This is a genomic window from Pseudomonas sp. efr-133-TYG-103a, from assembly GCF_030209235.1.
GTDB lineage: Bacteria > Pseudomonadota > Gammaproteobacteria > Pseudomonadales > Pseudomonadaceae > Aquipseudomonas.
In genome coordinates this window covers 132,851-152,840 of sequence record NZ_JARVSK010000017.1, presented here as the reverse complement: position 1 = coordinate 152,840, position 19,990 = coordinate 132,851, and the positions used below count along the sequence as shown (strand labels likewise).

Here is a 19,990-nt window from a genome sequence, read left to right as displayed (position 1 = left end):
AGCGTCAGCCATCACGTTGAACGTGGTGTGTCAGAGCGGCGCCGGCGGGATCGCGCTGTGATCGCCCATGAATTGCTCCAGCCGCTTGCGCAGCCAGCGTTCGGCGGGGTCGGTGTCCATCACGCTCAGCCAGACCATCGACAGCTCCAGGTTGGGCGTGATGAAGGGCAAAGGTTCGCCGCGCAGCAATCCTGCCTTGCTCATCGCCAGGGTCAGATGATCCGGCAGGTTGCACAGCAGATCAGTGCCTTCCATCAACGCCGGCAACGTGCTGTATTGCGGCACCGACAGAACCGCCGTGCGTTTGCGGCCGATCGCCGCCAGCCACTCATCGGCAAAGCTTGAGATGTTCGCCACGTGGGACACCACCACGTGAGGCCGCGAGCAGTATTCGTCCAGGGTGATCGGCTCGGAAGACGCATCTGCCCGCACCACCATCGGCTGTACGCTGCGCAGCAACTTGCGCTTGGCATTGGCCGGCAATTCCCGGGTCAGGCACACGCCAACGGTGATCTCGCCGGACATCAGCAGTTCGGACACATTCCAGTAGTTGACCTGCTTGATGACAATGACGATGCCCGGCGCCTCCTCACGAATGGCGCGCAGCAAGGGTGGCAGCAAACTGTATTCGACGTCGTCGGAAAGCCCGATGCGAAAGGTCATGTCGCTGCTGGCCGGGTCGAAATCCCGGGTCAGGCTCAACGCCACCGACATTGCGTCCAGCGCCGGCGACAGGTGATGGATGATTTCGTTGGCCCGCGCCGTGGGCTCCATGCGGTGGCCGACGCGGATGAACAACGGGTCGTTGAACAGCGCCCGCAACCGGTTGAGCGCCGCACTGATCGTGGGCTGGCCGAGGAACAGCTTCTCGGCGGCACGGGTCACGTTGCGCTCCTGCATCAAGGTCTCGAACACCACCATCAGGTTGATGTCCGCCTTGCGCAGCTCATTGCGATTCATAAAACGTCCCCGTTGCCCGGCATGTGTCATCCATTTTGTAACGAAATGATGGACGACAGTTTATGGACCGCCATTGGTGCACGTCCAGCCTGACGGCATGTTTCGCGGACTGGCCGGTTAATCGCAGTCCTCAGGCGGCCCGCGACGGGTCAAGGTCAGGAGAGGTGCCAGCCCGGCCAATGGCCGGTGGGAGGGCGCCAACGGTCTTCGACGCGTCCTTCGATCAACGGCGTGACACCCGACGCTTTCCCGGCTGAAGCCGGTCCTACGGAAAACTTGCAGTGTCTGTAGGACCGGCTTCAGCCGGGAAGGGGCCGGTGCAGGTTGTGCAGATGCAGTGGTTGAAAATCCGTCCTCGCCAGCACGCTGGCTCATGCCCCATTTCGCCTGCATCGCCTCGCCAAGGCGTAGACGCAGTCACGCTGCGTGCCGGGTTTTCTGAACTTCCGCCAAGCCCCGTCAGTCAGCATTGAAACGCTCACGATGAGGCTCGACATTCCATGCAGATTTCCTTGAAGGGCCAGGTCGCGCTGGTCACTGGCGCCAGTTCCGGGTTGGGCGCGGGGGCGGCCAGGGGGCTGGCGGCGTCCGGCGCGGCAGTGGTGGTCAACTATCACTCTCAGCCTGAACCGGCTGAAAAGCTGGCTGAAGAAATACGAGCCGCCGGTGGCCAGGCCGTTGCCATTGGCGCTGATGTGTCGGACGAGCGCGAGGTCGAGAAGCTGTTCGCCGAGACCCTCAAGGCGTTCGGGCGACTGGACATTCTGATTGCCAATTCCGGGTTGCAGAAGGACGCATCCATCGCCGAGATGAGCCTTGACGACTGGAACACCGTGATCAACGTTAACCTGACCGGCCAGTTTCTCTGTGCTCGCGCGGCGCTGCGTCAGTTTGCACAACAGGAAATCCGGCCGGACATCTCCCGCGCGCTGGGCAAGATCATTCACATGAGTTCGGTGCATCAGGTCATTCCCTGGGCCGGGCATGTGAATTACGCGGCCTCCAAGGGCGGCGTCGATCTGCTGATGCGCAGCATCGCCCAGGAAGTCGGCGAGCAGCGTATCCGGGTCAACAGCATCGCGCCCGGGGCCATTCGTACGGCCATCAACACTCAGGCCACCAGCGGCGACGCCGAGAAGAAGCTGCTGGAATTGATCCCTTACGGGCGGGTGGGTGAAGCCGAGGACGTCGCCAACGCTGTCGTCTGGCTGGCATCCGACGCGTCCGACTATGTGCACGGCACCACGCTGTTCATCGACGGCGGCATGAGCCTGTACCCGGAGTTCCGTCACAATGGTTGAGCCCACCCAGCAACGCCCCGTCGACCTGCGCGACGAAGCGCAGAACGCCATCGAGAACCACGGCATCATCGGCGACATGCGCAGCGCCGCGTTGGTGGCGGATACGGGCAGCATCGATTTCTGCTGCTGGCCGGATTTCGACAGCCCAAGCATCTTCACTGCGCTGCTGGATTCGCCCAAGGCCGGGATTTTCCAGCTGTCGCCCATCCTCCCCGATGCCCGTCGGCAGCAGCTGTACCTGCCGGAAACCAACGTGCTGATGACCCGCTGGATTGCCAAGGATGCCGTGGTCGAAGTGACTGACCTCATGCCGATTGCATCGGAAGTCGACAGCCTGCCGCGGTTGGTACGGCGTATTCATGTGCGCCATGGCAACACGGCGGTGCGCATGTTTTGCCGGGTGCGACATGATTACAGCCGGGCTGATACGGTCGCGCGGATGGACGATCAGGATGTCCGGTTCGAAGCACCGGGGCAGCCGGCCTTGAGACTGTCTGCGACCACACCTTTGCAGATCGACGATCACGCGGCGGTTGCTGACTTCGAGATGAAGCAAGGCGACATCGTCGAATTCATGCTCGGCGGCGCCGATGATGAGGCGGTCCAGGCTTCTCAATGCGACTGCGACCTCAAGAGCACCGTGAGCTATTGGCAGCACTGGAGTCGGCACTCCAATTACCGTGGCCGCTGGCGGGAAACGGTCAATCGCTCGGCACTGGCGCTGAAACTGCTGACCTCCCGCAAGCACGGCGGCATCGTGGCGGCGGCCACCTTCGGGCTGCCGGAAGAAGAGGGCGGCGGGCGCAACTGGGACTATCGCTACACCTGGATCCGCGACGCCTCGTTCACCGTTTATGCCTTCATGCGCCTGGGTTACACCGAAGAAGCCAACGGCTTCATGCATTGGGTGCGCGAGCGCATGGGCGACTGCTGCGAAGACGCCAACAAGCTCGGCATTCTGTACTCGCTGGACGGTCGCGAGGAATTGCCCGAAGAAGACCTCACGCATTTGTCCGGCTACGGCGGCGCGACGCCGGTGCGCATCGGCAACGAAGCGTACAAGCAGACACAACTGGACATTTACGGTGAACTGCTCGATGCGGTTTATCTGGCCAACAAATACGGGGAAGCAATTTCTCACGAAGGCTGGAAACACACCACGCGGCTGGTCAACGAGTTGTGCGAGAACTGGCGCAGCAAGGACGTCGGCATCTGGGAGATGCGCGGCGACGATCAGCATTTCCTGCATTCGCGGCTGATGTGCTGGGTCGCGCTGGACCGGGCGCTGCGACTTTCCCTCAAGCGTTCGCTGCCTGCGCCGTTCGAGCGCTGGGACAGGGAGCGTCAGGCGATTCACGATGATATCTGGGAGAACTTCTGGGATCACGATCTTGGGCATTTCGTCCAGCACAAGGGCAGCAAGAACCTCGATGCCTCGATGCTGCTGATGCCGTTGGTGAGGTTCGTCGGTGCCAGCGACCCCAAGTGGCTCCAGACCCTGGACGCCATCGAACGCACGCTGGTACGCGATGGCATGGTGTTCCGCTATCGCAATGACGATGACTACGGTGATGGCCTGGAAGGGGAAGAGGGCGCGTTCGTCGCGTGCTCGTTCTGGTACGTCGAGTGCCTGGCCAGGGCCGGACGCGTGGCGCAGGCGCACCTGGAATTCGAGCAGTTGCTGCGCTACGCCAACCCGCTGGGGCTTTACGCTGAAGAGTTCGACGCACACGGCCACCACCTGGGCAACACGCCACAGGCGTTGAGTCATCTGGCTTTGATCAGCGCCGCGAGTTTTCTGGATCGCAAACTCGAAGGCAGCCAGACGCTCTGGCAGCCCTGAGCCCCTGAACCACAAGCCCTGAAGCAAGGAGATCTCACATGCCTCACGCTTTTAAAGTCGGCGACCACGTGCGCTGGAACTCGGACGTCGGCCACGTCGTCGGCAAAGTTACCAAGGTGCACACCCAGGATGTCGAATTCATGGGGCGCCATCGCCCCGCTTCCAAAGACGAGCCGCAATACGAGGTGAAGAGCGACAAGACCGGGCATTCGGCGCTGCACAAGGAAGCGGCGCTGGAGAAGGTCTAGCCCGAGCGCCGCGCCCGTCTTTCGCCCGGTCTATTTGGCCCTCAGCTCATACCCGACGGCCAGGGTTTCCAAGGTGAAGCGGTCGGCGATCATCCCGCAATAACTGGTTCGCGCCAGGTACGCGCCCGGCCCGTTGAGGTAGGCATCGATGTTGGCCACTTCTTCACACGACTCGAAATTCCGCCCTTTGAGCAGGCCGCTGGCCTGTGCCGAGCGCAGGGCGCCGTTGGGCGTCCAGTCGGCGATGATCAGCGCGCCTTCCGGGGCGGATTTTTCGTAACTGCGCACGAACTGCTCGGCCGACCGGTCGCGCAAGTACGGCGCCATGAAGTAGTGAATGTCGTCGCGGAACGGCAGCGCTTCCTTGTGCGTGGGCAGCGTGACGATGCCGCTGGCGTAGATCGCGTACACCGCCAGAATCGTCACCGGCCCGCTGAGCGGCGCGGCATTGCTCAGACCGTCTGCGTTTCTGCGCTGCAGCCAGGCGTCCAGTTGCACCACACCGATAATGCTCAGCAACACCGCGCCGGGCAGGAAAAACGTGAAGCGGTCGGTGACGTTGTACGACACCGCGAAGATGAAGTTCATCATCGCCGCGCACCAGAGCAACCGCAGCTGCGGGCGCTTGGGGAACAGCAGCAGACCCACCAGCTGCGGCCCGATCAGCGACAGCATCAGCAGGGCCACGGAATTTTTCTCGTGCCACATGTCATCGAAGCGGAACAGCGACCCCTGCCAGCTCTGTTCGGTGGTCTTGTCGGGAATGCCGATCAGGTAGCGATGGGCGATATCGATCAGCCCCAGACCGCTTTGCATCTCGTGAAGGATTCCCGGAATCGCCACGGCAAAGCCCAGCGCGAAGCCCGGAACGGCCATCAGGATTCGCGCCTTGTGCTGCCACAGCAGCTGCAGGTAGAGCGGGAACAGCACGATGAACGTCAGTTGATGGATGCCAGCCGCCAGGCCCGTCAGCACGCCGATGACGAACAGCGAAGGCAGCGCGCCCAGGCGTTGCCGGTCGCAGAAGTGCAGCATATACGCCAGCGTTACCAGCAGCGTATGCAGCAGGTAGACCTCGGCCTTGGTGGAGACCCAGAACACGCAGTGACACAGCACGGCGGCAGCGACGGCCAGCAGCGCCTGCCGGGTGTTGGCGCCGACGCCTCTGGCCAGGCGGAAGATCGCCCAGCCCAGCGGAATCAGCAGCAGCGAGTTCATCAGGCTCAGCACATAAGGGCCGAAGCCTGCGAAGAGCGCGGTGGTGACGAACAGGTAAAGCGGGTGATCCAGCGGCCCCAGGGTTTGGCTGAAATAGCGGCCTTCGGAGGCGTCGGCCAGGAACATGCCGTTGTCCATCCACTGAATCGGACCGCTGGATGCGAGAAAACTGGCGACGATCGCCCCGATCACCAACAGCGCGGGAATCAGTACCGACGCTCGATAACGCATGACTGCCACCATGACTTGCACTCCTTGTCCCTTTTTTACGTTGGAAGCGTTACTGAACCGGTTGGCCCTGAGGCGTTGCCTCGCCTTTGAGCTTGAGTAACATCACTGCGCCGATGGCCACGGCGAACCACAGCGTGGCCAGGCGGATCAACACGGTGGCGGCGACCGCATCGGCGCTGCTCATGCCTTTCCAGACCAGCAGGCCGACCATCACCGCTTCCGCGCCGCCGAGGCCGCCGGGCATGAAGCTCACCGCCCCCGCCAGCATCGCCAGCGCGTAGACGAACACCGCGAACGTCAGCGGAATGTCCGCGCCCATCCATTGCAGGATCCAGTCGAAGGCCAGCGCCTCGGCGCTCCAGGCGATGACGCTGAGGATCGTCAGGCCCAGCATCAGGCGCAGTCGATGGCATTGCTGGGCGTGCATCAGTACCTGCAACAGATGGCGCAGCAGGCTGATCACTTTGCCGCCCTCGGTCGGCACCATCAGCGTCAGACGTTCCAGCAGACGACGCTGCGACAGCACCACCAGCCCGACGACCACCAGCGCCACGCCCACGACGATCATCGGCATCGCTTCGGGGTACAGCGACAGGCCGAACAGGGTCAGCAGCACCACGGCGAAGAGGTCCGACAGGCGCTCGCTGAAAAACGCCGCGAAACTCTGCGGATACGGTACGCCCCAGCGCTTGAGCAGCACGCCGCGCAGGGCTTCGCCGGCCTTGCCGGGCGTGGTGGTCAGGGCGAAGCCGGCCAGGTAGATATTCAGGCTCGGGCGCCACGGCATCGGATGGCCGAGCACCTTCAGGTACGCCTGCCAGCGGACGAAGCGCAGGCCGTAATTCACCGAGGACATGAACAGCGCGATGAGGATGCCTATCAGGCCGACCTCGCTCACGGCGGCCCCCACCGCCTGCCAGCCGCCCCATAGGGAAAAGCCCAGATAGCCCAGCGCCGACCCGACCACCGACAGCACCACCGCCTGGTAACGCCAGCCGGACAGATGCGGCGAGCCGTTCACAGGTTGAGCCTCTTGAAAACCGGCTGCGGGATCGAGCGGATGACCCACATGATCAGCGCCCAGAAGCCCGGCGCGTAAAGCGTCGGCACTTTGTTGGCGATGCCTTTGACGATCCGCTGCGCGACCTGGGCCGGTTGCGCGAGCAACGCCGCCGGCAGCGACAGGCCTTGGGTCATCGGCGTGTCGACGAAGCCCGGCTTGATGGTGGTGACGTGCACGCCCACCTTGAACAGGCGCGCCTGCAGGCCCTCGCAATACGTGGAAACCGCCGCCTTGGCGCTGCCATAGAGGTAGTTCGACGGCCGGCCGCGATCGGCGGCCACCGACGAAATGATCGCCAGGCTGCCGCAACGCTGGGTTTCGAATTGCATGGCCAGACAGGTCAGCAGCGCGATCACCGAAGTGCAGTTGTTGGCAAACTCGCGCAGCGCCAGGTTCACGTCCCGTTCGCAGGCCTTCTGATCGGGCAGGGTACCGTGGGCGATCAGGGCGATGTCGATCTGGCCCAGCGCGGTCAGGCAACGGCCGAGCATCAGCGGGTGGGCATCGATGTCGTTGGCGTCCATCTCATGCAACGTCACGTTGCTCGCCCCACGCGCCTTGAGGTCAGCGGCGGTCTGCTGAAGTTTGTCGACATTGCGCGCCACCAGGAAAAAATCGCTGCCCTCACTGGCCCACAGACGGGCGCAGGCGCTGGCGATGGCCGACGTGGCACCGATGATCAGGACTTTCTTTACGGCTATCTGCTTCATAAGATCACACGGCTCCAGAAACGGGACATCAGGGACGGATCGCGCAGCGCTTCCAGTCGCTCCCAGGCGGGATACGCCTGACGAAAGTCGGCGCCGCTCATATGGGCATCCTTGGCCGGATACAAGCGGCCTCCCGCAGCCCGGACAATGTCGTCCAGGCGTGGAAACACGACGTTCTCCAGCTGTTCACTCTGCGGAAAGTCCAGTGCCAGCGAGGTGCCTGGCATCGGGAACGACAGCAAGCCCGGCGAGCGAAGGTCGCCACAGCGCTTGAGCACGGCCAGAAACGAGCCTTGTCCGGCGTCGGCGATGGCGCGCAACAATTCAGCCATGGCCGGCTCCGCGCTGGCCTGTGGCACGACGCACTGGTACTGCTGAAAGCCGCGCCGGCCGTAGATGCGGTTCCAGTGCAGGACCCGGTCCAGCGGATAGAAAAACGGTTCGTAGGCGCTGCGGCCACAGGTGCGCTGGCTCGGGTGCACGCGCCAGTACAGGTTGTTGAAGGCGCTCAGGGAGAGTTTGTTGATCAGCGAGACGGGCGGCGTCAGCGGCACGCTGAGTTTCTTGCGCTGGCCGACTTCCAGCGAGCCGTACTGCGCGTGGTCGCCGACGATGAACACGCCGCGTCCGGTGTCGGCGCCCTTGGCCAGGCAATCGATCCACGCCACGCTGTATTCGTGATGATCGTCGAGTTCGGCCGACAGGGCGAAAAACTCCGCCAGATTGGCGAAGCGCACGGTGCTGGTGTCGATCTGACTGGCGCGGATCGGCATCAGCTGAATCTGCGCCCAATGGATGATCCCCGTAAGCCCGAGGCCTCCGATGCTGGCGCTGAACAGCGGGGCATTGGTGCCGGGCGCGCAGGTCATCTGGGGCTCGCCGTGGCGCAACAGGCCGAAACTCAGCACGTGGCGGCCAAAGGTGCCGCGCACGTGGTGGTTCTTGCCATGCACGTCGTTGGCGATGGCGCCGCCCACCGTGGCGAATTGCGTGCCTGGCGTGACCGGCAGGAACCAGCCCTGCGGAATCGCGACGGCCAGCACTTCGGCCAAGGTGATGCCAGCCTCCACCTTGATCACCCCCGTGGCCCAGTCGGCCTCGATCAGGCGGTCCAGCGAACGCATGTGAAGCACCTGGTCGCTGGCGGCCAGGCAACTGTCGCCGTAACTGCGGCCGTTGCCATAGGGCAGACTGCTGCGGTGGTCGCCAATCACGCGGTCAAGATGCTTCGGCAATTCGTCCAGCCACACGCAGCTGTGACCTCGCTGCGGACTGCGGGGAAACCGTCCCCAGGAATACAGCGGCGCACTCATGCGGCGATCCAGAACATCAGCAGGAAGGCGAGGCCGATCAACTGGCTGGTGCGGTCGCGGATGGCGAACACCACCGGGTCTTCATTCATCTGCCCACGATGGGTGAGCATCCACACCCGCGTCACCCAGAACAACAGCAGCGGACACGCCAGCCAGATCACGTGCGGCGTCACGTACAGCTCGGTGGTCTTGGCGTCCTGGATGTACAGCGCCAGGACCATCACCGCCAGATACCCCGATGACGCGCCAAGCGAGGCGATCATGTCCAGATCGCCGGGGTAATAGCCGCGACCGCGGGCGAAGGTATTGACCTCCCTGGCCCGCGCATCGCGCAGTTCGGCATAACGCTTGACCATCGCCAGGCTGAGGAAGATGAACATTGAAAACGCAAGGATCCAGAACGTCAGCGTCAGGTTGAAGGCGGCGACGCCTGCGATGATCCGCGCGGTGTAGAGCATCGCCAGGACGATCACGTCCCAGGCCATCAGGCGTTTGAGCTTCAGCGAGTACGCCAGTGTCAGGCCGTAATAGGCGGCCATGACCGCCGCGAATTGCCAGGGCAGCAGCAACAGAGCGGCGCCGAAAGAGACGATCAGCAACGTCGGCACCAGCATCAGCCCGGCCTTGATCGACAGCCGGCCGCTGGCGAAGGGACGGTTGCATTTGCTCTTGTGGTGGCGGTCGTCGCACAGATCGAGCAGGTCGTTGAGCACGTAGACGCTGGAGGCGCACAGGCCGAAGCAGAGGAATGCAATGACGCCGTCGCTCATCAGCTCCAGTTGCGCCAGACGATGCGAAGCGAGGAGGGGAACGAAGATCAGCGCGTTTTTCAGCCACTGGTGCAAGCGCAATGCTTTGCGCCAGTCCCGAAGCGCCGGGGTGTTGGTGTGAAGGGTCGGCTCGACCTGGGTCATGGCCTCAACACGGGATTCGACGCCGGAATCGGGATTGACCACATACGCCTGACGCGACACTTTCCAGATCGGCAGGTCATCTTTGGAGTTGCCGATATAGTCGAATCCGCCCTCGCCAAAGTGGGCAACCAGCAAGTCGCGTTTATGCGGCCCGGACAAGTTTCGATTGGTATTGGAGGCCAGCACCAGATCAAATAACTGCAAGTGTTCGGCAATACGCTCGGCCAGACTGACATGGCTCGCGGTGGCCAGAACCACCATGCGTCCGCTGGCTTTTTCGCGCTGAATCATTTCGATGATCTGTGGGTCGTAAGGCAGGACGGACACATCGATTTCGGTATTCAGCGCCAGGCCTTCCTTCAACGCCGCCTTGCCTTTGAACAACCAGCCGAGCAACTTGAACGCTTTCAGCGGCTGGCTTCGGACAAAGGCCATTGCCGTTTCCATGAGCAGATCCGAACGCAACAACGTACCGTCCAGATCGACAACCAAGGGTGGGAAAGTTTCAAGAACTCGTCCCTGAATTCTGGCCATAGCGAGTGCTCCTTTAGGGTCGAGCCGACTATAAACAAAATTGATTTTCAGCAACTTCATTTAAATTAAAGGGCTGTACAAACCCCGTCGGGCACTTGGCGCCAGAATAAAAAGACGGTTTAAGTCGTTCTCTCGATCAAAGTTGTTTCGATATTGAAACAGTAGGATGCCAGTTAATTGGCGACCAACTAATGACTGCGTGAAAGTGTGCTGAATTCAGGGGTTTCCCTTCGAGGCAGGTATAGCGGGCAAAAAAAACAGGGCAACAGGCTGTCGTTCATAGCGGCAATCGCAGTCATAATGACCGCGTTTTATTCACCCGTTCGCTTGTCCGCATCTGGAGTCTCGATGACCAATCCGCTTCTGCTGGCACTCATACCGCTGGTCGCCGACCTGTCTCGCGACTTGCCTGACCACGAGCGTTATCGCCGGCTGCTGCGTTCTCTGCGGCAATTGCTGCCGTGCGACGCAGTGGCGCTGCTCAAGCTCGAAGACGATGTGCTGGTGCCGCTGTCGGTCGAAGGCCTGAGCCCGGATACCCTGGGTCGGCGTTTCCGGCTGGGCGAGCATCCGCGGCTGGACATCATCGTGCAGAACCGCGAACCCACACGTTTCTGTGCCGAAAGTGACCTCCCGGACCCTTACGACGGCCTGGTGGAAGGGGTGCACGGGGACCTGGAAGTGCATGACTGCCTGGGCTGCCCGCTCTATGTGCAGGACAAGCTCTGGGGGCTGATCACCCTCGATTCACTCGATCCCGCCCGGTTCGGCAGCGTCGATCTGGATAACCTGCAGGCGTTTTCCAGCCTGGCAGCGGCGACCGTGATGGCCAGTGAGCGGATCAGCCAGCTCGCCCGCAACGTCGAGGACCAGCGCCAGTTGGCCGAGGTCTACAAGCGGGCAGCCGGCGGGCGCGGCCCCCGCGAATTGATCGGGCAGAGCGCCGTGCACCGGCGTTTGCAGCAGGAGATCCAGCTGGTCGGCAACAGTCCGCTGACCGTCCTGATCACCGGTGAAACGGGCGTCGGCAAAGAGCTGGTTGCCGAAGCCATTCACCTGCAGTCACCCCGCGCGCAGAAACCCCTGATCAGCCTGAACTGCGCGGCGCTGCCGGAACTGCTGGTAGAAAGCGAACTGTTCGGCCACGTCAAAGGCGCTTTTTCCGGCGCGGTCAGTGGGCGCAGCGGTAAGTTCGAACTGGCCGACGGCGGCTCGATCTTCCTCGACGAAGTGGGCGAACTGCCGCTGCCGGTCCAGTCCAAGCTGCTGCGCGTTCTGCAGAGCGGCCAGTTGCAACGGGTCGGTTCCGATCAGGAACACCATGTGGATGTGCGCATCATCGCCGCCACCAACCGCGACCTGGCCGAAGAAGTGCGTGCCGGGCGTTTCCGCGCCGATCTCTACCATCGCCTGAGCGTTTATCCGCTGGTGGTGCCACCGCTGCGCGAACGCGGGCGCGATGTCCTGCTGCTGGCCGGGTATTTTCTTGAAGAGAACCGTGCACGCATGGGCCTGCGCAGCCTGCGCCTGAGCGCCGATGCGCAGAAAGTGCTGCTCGGTTACCCATGGCCGGGCAACGTTCGCGAGCTGGAACACCTGATCAGCCGCGCCGTGCTCAAGGCGCTGTCGGCGCACGCCGAGCGGCCGCGCATCCTCACCATCGAACCTCAGGCGCTCGGCCTGGACGAGTTGCCGACGTCTGGCGTGGTGACGCCCGAGGTGATCGGCCCTGCACCGGTGATCAAACCGGGAGAAGGGCTCAAAGAAACCGTCGACGCGTTTCAGACGGTGCTGATCAACGACGCACTGAACCGCCATCAGGGCAAATGGGCGCAGGTCGCCCGCGAGCTCAACGTCGACCGCGCCAACCTGAGCCGCCTTGCCCGTCGACTGGGGATTCGCTGAACGGCTGACGTCCGCTGTCTGGCTGGAGGGCGCCAGAGACCTGTGCCGTTCACAGGTCTCTGCGCGCCGCGTCAGCGATGGGCGATGTCTTCCAGCGCCAGGTTGCGGGTTCTCGGGCCGAACACGCCGATGGTGATCATCACGATCAGCATGCTGACGACAATGAACGTCAGCACGCCCGGCGTACCGAAATGGTCCAGAAACAGCCCGATCAACAGGCTGCTGAACACGGTCGACAGGCGACTGAACGAATAGCAGAAGCCCACGGCACGGGCGCGGATGTTGGTCGGGAACAGCTCACTCTGATACGAGTGGTAGCTGAAGCTCAGCCAGGCGTTGCAGAACGTGATCATGACCCCGCAGAAAATCAGCCCTGCCGCCGTGCTCTGCTGCGCGAACAGCGTGCCGAAGATCATCGCGCCCAGGGCCGAGCCGACGATCTGCCATTTGTTCTCGAAACGGTTGGCGAACTTGACGAACAGCAGCGGGCCCAGCGGGTAGGCGAGGGTGATGATGAACGCATAGGCCAGGCTGTGCGTCACGCTGACGCCCTGGCCTGAGAGCAGCGCTGGCAGCCAGTTGCCGAAGCCGAAGAAGCCGATCGCCTGGAACACATGAAAGACGATCAGCATCAGTGCGCGACGTCGATAAGGCGGCTGCCAGATGTCGGCAAAACGGCCATTGCCTTCGACTGCGACGTTGTGGGTTTCCGGGGCGTCCAGCGCCTGCCCGTGGTCACGCAGGCAGCGCGCCTCCAGGTCATCCATGATCGTTTCGGCTTCGGCGAAGCGGCCCTGCTGGGCGAGCCAGCGCGGCGACTCCGGCAGGCGCGAGCGCAGCCACCAGATGAACAGCGCGAACACGGCACTGGCAAACGCCACCCAGCGCCAGCCCGCGATCCCGAACGGATCCTGCGGCACCAGCCACCACGACATCAGCGCCACTGACGGCACCGACAGAAACTGCACGAAGAAAGCGAACGCGAACGCCGAACTGCGCATGCGCTTGGGCACCAGCTCGGACAGGTAGGCGTCGATGGTCACCAGCTCGATGCCCAGACCGATCCCCACCAGAAAGCGCATGCAGATGATGCCCAGCGGCGTGGTCTGCAGGCCCATGAGCACGGTCGCGACGGTGTACCAGATCAGCGCGAAGGTGAAGATCGCGCGGCGGCCGAAGCGGTCGGCGATCGGGCTGAGCAGGCTGGCGCCCAGAAACAGGCCGAGAAAGGTCGCCGAGGCGAACGCGGCCTGATCGGAGAAGCCGAATACGCCTTGCGCGCCGGTGGCAAACAGCCCGCTGCGGATCAGGCCGGGGCTGATGTAGGCGGTCTGGAACAGGTCGTACAGCTCGAAAAAGCCGCCGATGGACAACAACGCCACCAGCTTCCAGAGGGTCGCTACGGCGGGCAGCCGGTCGATGCGGGCGGAAATCTGCGCGGCGCGGATCGGGTCGATGCCGTCGGCGGTGGCGTCGGCGGTGTCTGAAACGTGAGTAGGGGAATGCATTATTGTTTTTCCGGATCCAGGGGACGACGCATGTTAGAGCGACAGAGATTCAAGACAAAACATTTCTGCGAGTTTAAGCTCCGTGGCTGAACGCCACCCTGTATCGGATTCCTGTGAAGTACAAACTCCCCACTACCGCCACTGCACCTTTCTGTCCGTCCGCGGTGACCGACAGCGTCGACATCCCGGCCAATGCGTCATTCCTGCGCAAATTGCTGCTGTTCGTCGGGCCCGGGCTGCTCATCTCCATCGGCTACATGGACCCCGGCAACTGGGCGACCGCCATCGAGGCCGGCTCGCGCTTTGGCTACGCGTTGCTGTTCGTCGTGGTGCTGGCGAGCCTGTCGGGCATGGTGCTGCAGAATCTGTGCTCGCGCCTGGGCATCGCGACCGGTCGCGATCTGGCGCAGCTCTCTGCGCAGCGCTACAGCCATCGGGTCGGCATGGGGCAATGGATTCTCGCCGAGCTGTCGATTCTGGCGACGGACCTGGCCGAAGTGCTCGGCGCCGCGCTGGCCTTTCATCTGTTGCTGGGCGTGTCGATTACCACGGGCGTGGCGCTGACGGCGTTCGACACGATCATCGTGCTGGCCTTGCAGGGCGCCAATTTCAGGCGCCTGGAGGCCATCGTGCTCGGCCTGATTGCCACGATCGCCACGTGTTTCTTCATCGAGCTGGTGCTGATCAAGCCGTTCTGGCCGGATGTCGCGGCCGGCCTCAAGCCCTCGTGGGACGTGCTGAGCAATCAGGAGCCGCTGTACATCGCCATCGGCATTCTGGGCGCAACCGTGATGCCGCATAACCTTTACCTGCACTCGTCAGTGGTGCAGACCCGGGTCAACGGCACGTCCGAACAGAGCAAGGCCAGCGCCATCCGCTACGCGCGGGTCGATACCATCGCCTCGCTGAGCCTGGCGCTGGTGATCAATGCGGCGATCCTGATTCTGGCCGCCGCAGCCTTTCACGGCAGCGGCCACGCCGACGTGGTGGAGATTCAGGACGCCTATCATCTGCTCGATCCGCTGGTGGGCGGCACGCTGGCCAGCATCCTGTTTGGCGTGGCATTGCTGGCCGCCGGGCAGAGCTCGACGTTCACCGGGACGATTGCCGGCCAGGTGGTGCTGGAAGGGTTTCTCAACGCCAAGATTCCGTGCTGGCAGCGCCGTCTGATCACACGCGCACTGGCATTGATTCCGGCATTGGCGGGCGTGATCTGGTTCGGCGACGGCGCCGTGGGCAAGATGCTGGTGCTCAGTCAGGTGGTGCTCAGCCTGCAGCTGCCGTTCGCGCTCTGGCCGTTGATTCGCTTCACCAGCGACAGGCAATTGATGGGGCCGTTCGCCAACAGCACCCTGACCAAAATCCTGGCGTGGGGGCTGTTCGGCCTGATCTCGGCGGCCAATCTGGCGCTCATGTACTTCTGGGTGAGTTGAGCGGCGACAGGCTCGCCGCCGCGCGTACACGGGTGCCGGGGCGGACGCCGTGCCTCAACTCAGCATGATGCCCCGGGCCATGCCGGTGGCAGCGATCACGATGATGACCATCAGCGCTGCCTCCATGTGACTGATGCGGGCGAAGCGACGTGACCGGGACATGTCGATGGTCTGTTGCCGCTTGAACGCGATGCGCCATTTGATCAAGGCGAACATCGGCACGATCTCCAGCGCCAGAATGGCGACGAAGGCGGTCATTTTCAGGTGAAACAGCGGCTGGTGCAGGTAGTAATACGAGCCTTTCTCCAGCCCGCCGAACGCGCGAAAGGCGCCGGTGATGAGCAGGATGCCCGCCGAAACGCCCCATATGTTGTCCACCACGAACACGTCGCGAAAGGATCGGGGATCGTCGGCGCGCAGTCGCCGCAGTGCTCGCCCCCGAGCCAGTACCGCTGCCAACGCAAACCCGAACGCCAGTAAATGCAAAGCAGCCAGTACCCACTTGATGACCATGGCGCAACTCCCCCGAGCCGTTTCTGAAGCGAACTTCAACAGAGCAAGCGTAGCGGGTGGCTGGCGTAATGCGCGCCCGGCAAGATGAAAGAAACGAAGCACCGGGCAGGATGCAAACCGTTGTCATTTGTCATGTTCTTCGCGGCTGTGCCGAGGGCGTCGCGTGCGCGGATGCACGAAGTCGAAATAAAACGCTGTCATCCCCAATACTGCAATCGCGCAAATAATCATGAAGCCGATTTCCGAGTTTTCCACGTGAGTCATTCCAGACTGGCCACCGGCCGACGTCCTATTCATGCGCGTTGAAGCGAGACACTTCAATGAATACGACGAACTCTTTACGCATGATTGGATAATGTTAATGCGGGTTATACGCCGGCCACCTCCGGACGGTATAAAACAACGGCGGCCCGGAGTTTGTCGGCGCCAAAACAGCTCATGCCATCGAACTCTTTATGACTGACCGGCATGTATTGGCAATCCATCGCCTGACGTTGCTGACTGTGATCGATATCGGGGTCGTGCAAGTAGACGAAATCGCTGTCGCAACCTGTTACCAGTACCCAGTGAGGGGCTTTGGAGCGCGTGAGTCGGTAACTGCTGATCAACACCAGGGCGAGACCGTTGTGCTGTTGCAGCGCGTGCAGGTCGAGGGGCAGATTGCCCAACTGACGCACCGGACTCCGGCTCAGTTCGCGGGTGAATTCCTGATGCACCAGGCGCATCACTTCGCGTTTTTCTTCGCTGCGCACGCCGGCGAGAAACAACGGCCCTTGCACCGACACCTGCAGACCGACATCAAACCCGCGTCTGAGCGCGGCCAGTGCCAGGCCTTGCGGGCTGCAACCCCCGTGGCCGGAGGTCATGAACACCGTGGTCGCTTCGCGCCATAGCTGCAGTTCTTCCTGGCGCTGCATCGCGCGTTCGGGCTGCAGCGCCTTCATCGCCATCAGCAGGCAGGCCGGGCCGCAGCTGAAATCCAGGGTTTGCGCGTAATAAGGCACATGGCGGGTGACGCCGACGGCATGCTCGCGGATGCGCTTTTCGTAGCGCAGCGCACAGGCGTGGTCTTCGTAGTAATCGTCGATCCGGTCGAACAGGCGATACCCGTTGCGTTCGTACAGGCGAATGGCGGGGGTGTTGTCGGGCCGTACTTCCAGGCGCAGGTAGGCGCAGTCGCGCTCCCGCGCATGGCGCTCCGCCTGGGCCAACAACTGTTGGCCCAGGCCCTGGCCGCGCGCACGCTCGCTGATCGCCAGCGAATAGAGCCGTCCCAGCGAGGTGCCGCGATGAAACAGCAGCAGCGCATAGCCGGCCAGATGGCCATCGCCTTGGGCGACGATCAACCGGGCATTGGCGCGACTGACCATCCAGTGAAAACTGCGCGCATTCAGTCGGTCGGATTCAAAGCACTGGTTTTCCAGGACCAACAACTCATCTACATCGGAAAGTTCGGCGAGGCGATAAATAAAGTTCATGTCGACAACCGTAAAGAGTGAGTAACGAAACGGGACATTTCTACAACGCCATGGTTAATAGAAAGGACTTGGTTCCCGAAGGATCTACTCATGAATGCGGTGCCGGTGAAGACCGATGAAGTATCGACACACTCTCAGCGTTCGGCAACATTTAATATTGAACCGCTGAAAGCGCTCTCCACACAGAGTCAACTATTGATCGTGGTCGAGCGCCTGGAAGACTGGTCTTCCTACTTGCCCAGTGATGACCTGATCACGGCGCAGGATTATATGGAAAGCCCGCCACAGACCCATGTCGGACAGCGTGTGCAGGTCATCAACCTGTGTCGCAGTTACCGGTACCTGGGCCATGGTTATTATTGTTCGCTGCTGGCCGAAGCACGGGGTCATCACGTGATTCCTTCGGTGAAGACCATCAGTGAGCTGGCGCGCAAATCGCTGTACGGTCTGGCGCTGGACGACCTGGACAAACGGCTGGAGCACGCGTTGCGTGACCATCCCTATGACGAGACCGAGGGCTTCACGCTGAGCCTGTATTTCGGCCAGACCGACCTCGTGCCGTTGCAGGATCTGGCGCGCCAGCTGTTCGAAGCCTTTCCCGCGCCGATCCTGCTGGTGCAGTTTCGCAAACGCGAGCACTGGCACGTGGTCGGCATCAAGACGGGGGCGATGACGCGTCTGCGTGACGATCAGCAGGATCAGTTCGCCCAGTCGCTGGACAGCTTCAGCCGCAAGATCTGGCGCCAGCCGCGATCGCGTCGCACCTACCGTTACGACATGGCGATTCTCCACGACCCGCAGGAGGCGCTGCCGCCATCCAATTCCAAAGCGCTGGAGAACTTCATTCGCGTCGGTCAGCAACTGGGCATGGACGTCGAGTTGATCGAGAAGAAGGACTATTCACGCCTGGGTGAATACGACGCCCTGTTGATCCGCGAGACCACCCGCGTCGACAACCACACCTACCGTTTCGCCAAAAAGGCCGAGAGCGAAGGGCTGGTGGTGATGGATGACCCCGCGTCGATCCTGCGCTGCACCAACAAGGTCTATCTGACCGACTTGCTCAAGCGCCGCAACCTGGGCATGCCCGCCACCGAGATTCTGTACAAGGAGCGACCGGACGACCTCACGCGCGTGGCCAGCCGGCTGGGGTTTCCGCTGGTCCTGAAAATCCCCGATGGCTGCTTCTCCAAAGGTGTGATCAAGGTGCAGGACGCCCGGCAGCTGCAGGACGCCGCCGACCAGTTGTTCGAGCAGTCGGTGCTGTTGCTGGCGCAGGAATACCTCTACACCGAATACGACTGGCGGATCGGCGTGCTCAACCGCAAGCCGGTGTTTGCCTGCCAGTACTTCATGTCCAAGGGCCACTGGCAGATCTATAACCACAAGGCCAAGGGCGCCGAGATCAACGGCGAGTGTCGGACCCTGGCGGTTCATGACGCGCCCAAGGCCGTTGTGGAGCTGGCCGTGAAGACCGCCAACCTGATCGGCGACGGCTTGTACGGTGTCGACCTCAAGCAATCGGGCGATCGGGTGGTGGTGATCGAAGTGAACGACAACCCCAACCTTGATGCCGGTATCGAAGACGCCTGGTTGCAGGACGATCTGTACGCGCTGGTGCTCGAGGAATTCATCCGCCGTCTCGACGTCAAGCGTCGCGGCCTGGCGGGCTGATGCCGTGATCAAGGGGCATCGCCTTGAGGCGGGCGCGTTGCGCGAGTGTGCCGAGCCGGACGCTACTGTGCTCTGGTTCAGCCAGCCGGATGCGCAGGAGAGGGCGCGTCTGCTGGAGCGTTTTCAACTGGATGACCATGCGCTGGCGTCGGCGCTGGATCCGGACGAAGTCGCGCGGATCGAGTTTCACCCCAACGGGCTGTTCATGATCTGGAAGCGTCCGGAAAATTATTCCGGGCAGGACAGCTTCTGCTTTGACGTGTCCTCATTCGGCCTGCTGCTCAGCCACGACCAGATGGTGCTGATCTGCGCCGATGACCGCCAGCTCGGCGAGCTGGATCAGCATCGGCCAATGCAGGAGCCGCTGGACGTGTTGCTGCAGGTGCTGTTCAACAATATCCATCACTACCTGGGCCACTTGAAGGTGATCAAACTGATCGCCCGGGAATTGCAGCAGCAGTTCAACGCCTCGATGGACAGCCGCCATCTGGTGCAGATGTTCAACCTCAGCGAGAGCCTGGTCTATTACATCAACGCCATCGACAGCAATGGCTCGGTGCTGACCCGGCTGCGCAATCATGCGCACAAGCACCACTTTTCCAGTGACAGCCTGGCGCTGATCGAAGACATGATCATCGAGAACGAGCAGTGCCATAAACAGGCGAACATCTATTCCACAGTGTTCGCCAGCCTGATGGACGCACGGGGCAATCTGGTCAACAACAACACCAACAACCTGCTGCGCAAATTGACGCTGATCAACGTGGTGTTCCTGCCGCTGAACCTGCTGGCGGGCATTGGCGGGATGTCCGAATACAGCATGATGACCACGCCGCTGCCCTGGTGGATCAGCTACCCGGCCCTGCTGGTCGGCATGGCCGGGCTGGGCACGGCCATGGTGGTGGTGCTCAAGCGCATGGCCAGGATTCGCAGCTGAAGTTGAAGGCCTCACCGGACCGGTGAAGGTCACATCGCCACGCGGGAAGGCGCGCCGGCTTTATCCGGCTCTACCGAGACAATGCGCAGACCTGCAGGACCGGCTCTAGCCGGGAAGGCGTAGCTGGCCGCGCTGCAAACGTGATGTCCTGCGCACTGCCATCTTCCCGGCTAAAGCCGGCCCTACACGCCGCCAATGACTGCAGGC

At 62.3% G+C, this 19,990-nt stretch carries 16 protein-coding genes; 7 read left to right on the top strand and 9 right to left on the bottom strand.

Annotation, left to right across the window (positions count from 1 at the left end):
• Positions 1 to 30: 30 nt before the first annotated feature.
• A complete protein-coding gene (locus QRN36_RS16040; protein WP_285424946.1) occupies positions 31 to 960 on the bottom strand; it encodes a LysR family transcriptional regulator in 930 nt (309 codons plus the stop codon).
• 500 nt (positions 961 to 1,460) lie between these two features.
• Here QRN36_RS16040 and QRN36_RS16035 point away from each other — a divergent pair, with 500 nt between their 5' ends.
• The 3 genes from QRN36_RS16035 to QRN36_RS16025 are packed head-to-tail and all read left to right on the top strand — an operon-like array spanning position 1,461 to position 4,352.
• Positions 1,461 to 2,261: a glucose 1-dehydrogenase gene (locus QRN36_RS16035; RefSeq protein WP_285424945.1), complete on the top strand. Its 801-nt coding sequence runs from the start codon at positions 1,461 to 1,463 to the stop codon at positions 2,259 to 2,261.
• Complete coding sequence (locus tag QRN36_RS16030) at positions 2,254 to 4,104, top strand: glycoside hydrolase family 15 protein (protein ID WP_285424944.1); 1,851 nt, start codon at positions 2,254 to 2,256, stop codon at positions 4,102 to 4,104. The genes QRN36_RS16035 and QRN36_RS16030 overlap by 8 nt, the downstream gene beginning before the upstream one ends.
• Before the next feature lie 38 nt (positions 4,105 to 4,142).
• Positions 4,143 to 4,352, top strand: coding sequence for a DUF2945 domain-containing protein (locus QRN36_RS16025; protein WP_285424943.1), 210 nt, complete (start codon positions 4,143 to 4,145; stop codon positions 4,350 to 4,352).
• Positions 4,353 to 4,382: 30 nt separating this feature from the next.
• Here the strand turns inward: QRN36_RS16025 and QRN36_RS16020 are convergent, their stop codons facing one another.
• The 5 genes from QRN36_RS16020 to QRN36_RS16000 are packed head-to-tail and all read right to left on the bottom strand — an operon-like array spanning position 4,383 to position 10,335.
• Positions 4,383 to 5,813, bottom strand: coding sequence for a glycosyltransferase family 39 protein (locus QRN36_RS16020; protein ID WP_285424942.1), 1,431 nt, complete (start codon positions 5,811 to 5,813; stop codon positions 4,383 to 4,385).
• Positions 5,814 to 5,850: 37 nt separating this feature from the next.
• A complete protein-coding gene (locus tag QRN36_RS16015; protein WP_285424941.1) occupies positions 5,851 to 6,822 on the bottom strand; it encodes a lysylphosphatidylglycerol synthase transmembrane domain-containing protein in 972 nt (323 codons plus the stop codon).
• Positions 6,819 to 7,574, bottom strand: coding sequence for an SDR family oxidoreductase (locus QRN36_RS16010; RefSeq protein ID WP_285424940.1), 756 nt, complete (start codon positions 7,572 to 7,574; stop codon positions 6,819 to 6,821). The genes QRN36_RS16015 and QRN36_RS16010 overlap by 4 nt, the downstream gene beginning before the upstream one ends.
• The gene (locus QRN36_RS16005) at positions 7,571 to 8,887 is read right to left on the bottom strand and encodes an FAD-binding oxidoreductase (RefSeq protein WP_285424939.1); all 1,317 of its coding nucleotides are present in this window, start codon (positions 8,885 to 8,887) and stop codon (positions 7,571 to 7,573) included. Before QRN36_RS16005 ends, QRN36_RS16010 begins: the two co-directional genes overlap by 4 nt.
• Complete coding sequence (locus QRN36_RS16000; RefSeq protein WP_285424938.1) at positions 8,884 to 10,335, bottom strand: UbiA family prenyltransferase; 1,452 nt, start codon at positions 10,333 to 10,335, stop codon at positions 8,884 to 8,886. The genes QRN36_RS16005 and QRN36_RS16000 overlap by 4 nt, the downstream gene beginning before the upstream one ends.
• 348 nt (positions 10,336 to 10,683) lie before the next feature.
• Here QRN36_RS16000 and norR point away from each other — a divergent pair, with 348 nt between their 5' ends.
• Positions 10,684 to 12,240 carry a nitric oxide reductase transcriptional regulator NorR gene (gene norR / locus QRN36_RS15995; RefSeq protein ID WP_285424937.1) on the top strand — a complete coding sequence of 519 codons (1,557 nt, stop codon included), beginning with the start codon at positions 10,684 to 10,686 and terminating at the stop codon, positions 12,238 to 12,240.
• A gap of 71 nt (positions 12,241 to 12,311) precedes the next feature.
• On the opposite strand, the gene QRN36_RS15990 is transcribed toward norR, so the two are convergent.
• The gene (locus QRN36_RS15990; protein WP_285424936.1) at positions 12,312 to 13,748 is read right to left on the bottom strand and encodes an MFS transporter; all 1,437 of its coding nucleotides are present in this window, start codon (positions 13,746 to 13,748) and stop codon (positions 12,312 to 12,314) included.
• Between the two features lie 164 nt (positions 13,749 to 13,912).
• On the opposite strand from QRN36_RS15990, the gene QRN36_RS15985 reads away from it, so the two are divergent.
• Complete coding sequence (locus QRN36_RS15985) at positions 13,913 to 15,181, top strand: Nramp family divalent metal transporter (RefSeq protein WP_373568759.1); 1,269 nt, start codon at positions 13,913 to 13,915, stop codon at positions 15,179 to 15,181.
• A 54-nt stretch (positions 15,182 to 15,235) separates the two neighbouring features.
• Here QRN36_RS15985 and QRN36_RS15980 read toward each other — a convergent pair whose 3' ends face one another.
• Together QRN36_RS15980 and QRN36_RS15975 are read right to left on the bottom strand one after the other, a co-directional pair.
• A complete protein-coding gene (locus QRN36_RS15980; RefSeq protein ID WP_285424934.1) occupies positions 15,236 to 15,694 on the bottom strand; it encodes a DUF2214 family protein in 459 nt (152 codons plus the stop codon).
• Positions 15,695 to 16,062: 368 nt separating this feature from the next.
• Positions 16,063 to 17,172 carry a GNAT family N-acetyltransferase/peptidase C39 family protein gene (locus QRN36_RS15975; RefSeq protein WP_285424933.1) on the bottom strand — a complete coding sequence of 370 codons (1,110 nt, stop codon included), beginning with the start codon at positions 17,170 to 17,172 and terminating at the stop codon, positions 16,063 to 16,065.
• 90 nt (positions 17,173 to 17,262) lie between these two features.
• Between QRN36_RS15975 and QRN36_RS15970 the strand changes: the two genes are divergently transcribed.
• Entirely contained in the window at positions 17,263 to 18,846 is a 1,584-nt protein-coding gene (locus QRN36_RS15970) for a RimK family protein (RefSeq protein ID WP_285424932.1), read from the top strand.
• Positions 18,847 to 18,850: 4 nt separating this feature from the next.
• On the top strand, positions 18,851 to 19,783 hold the full coding sequence (locus QRN36_RS15965) for a magnesium transporter CorA family protein (protein WP_177182051.1): 933 nt from the start codon (positions 18,851 to 18,853) through the stop codon (positions 19,781 to 19,783).
• Positions 19,784 to 19,990: the final 207 nt, after the last annotated feature.

Excerpts from the sequence above, each read along its gene's own strand:
- QRN36_RS16040 (WP_285424946.1), bottom strand. The coding sequence starts at position 960 with ATGAATCGCAATGAGCTGCGCAAGGCGGACATCAACCTGATGGTGGTG.
- QRN36_RS16035 (WP_285424945.1), top strand. The coding sequence starts at position 1,461 with ATGCAGATTTCCTTGAAGGGCCAGGTCGCGCTGGTCACTGGCGCCAGT.
- QRN36_RS16030 (WP_285424944.1), top strand. The coding sequence starts at position 2,254 with ATGGTTGAGCCCACCCAGCAACGCCCCGTCGACCTGCGCGACGAAGCG.
- QRN36_RS16025 (WP_285424943.1), top strand. The coding sequence starts at position 4,143 with ATGCCTCACGCTTTTAAAGTCGGCGACCACGTGCGCTGGAACTCGGAC.
- QRN36_RS16020 (WP_285424942.1), bottom strand. The coding sequence starts at position 5,813 with ATGGTGGCAGTCATGCGTTATCGAGCGTCGGTACTGATTCCCGCGCTG.
- QRN36_RS16010 (WP_285424940.1), bottom strand. The coding sequence starts at position 7,574 with ATGAAGCAGATAGCCGTAAAGAAAGTCCTGATCATCGGTGCCACGTCG.
- QRN36_RS16005 (WP_285424939.1), bottom strand. The coding sequence starts at position 8,887 with ATGAGTGCGCCGCTGTATTCCTGGGGACGGTTTCCCCGCAGTCCGCAG.
- QRN36_RS16000 (WP_285424938.1), bottom strand. The coding sequence starts at position 10,335 with ATGGCCAGAATTCAGGGACGAGTTCTTGAAACTTTCCCACCCTTGGTT.
- norR (WP_285424937.1), top strand. The coding sequence starts at position 10,684 with ATGACCAATCCGCTTCTGCTGGCACTCATACCGCTGGTCGCCGACCTG.
- QRN36_RS15990 (WP_285424936.1), bottom strand. The coding sequence starts at position 13,748 with ATGCATTCCCCTACTCACGTTTCAGACACCGCCGACGCCACCGCCGAC.
- QRN36_RS15980 (WP_285424934.1), bottom strand. The coding sequence starts at position 15,694 with ATGGTCATCAAGTGGGTACTGGCTGCTTTGCATTTACTGGCGTTCGGG.
- QRN36_RS15975 (WP_285424933.1), bottom strand. The coding sequence starts at position 17,172 with ATGAACTTTATTTATCGCCTCGCCGAACTTTCCGATGTAGATGAGTTG.
- QRN36_RS15970 (WP_285424932.1), top strand. The coding sequence starts at position 17,263 with ATGAATGCGGTGCCGGTGAAGACCGATGAAGTATCGACACACTCTCAG.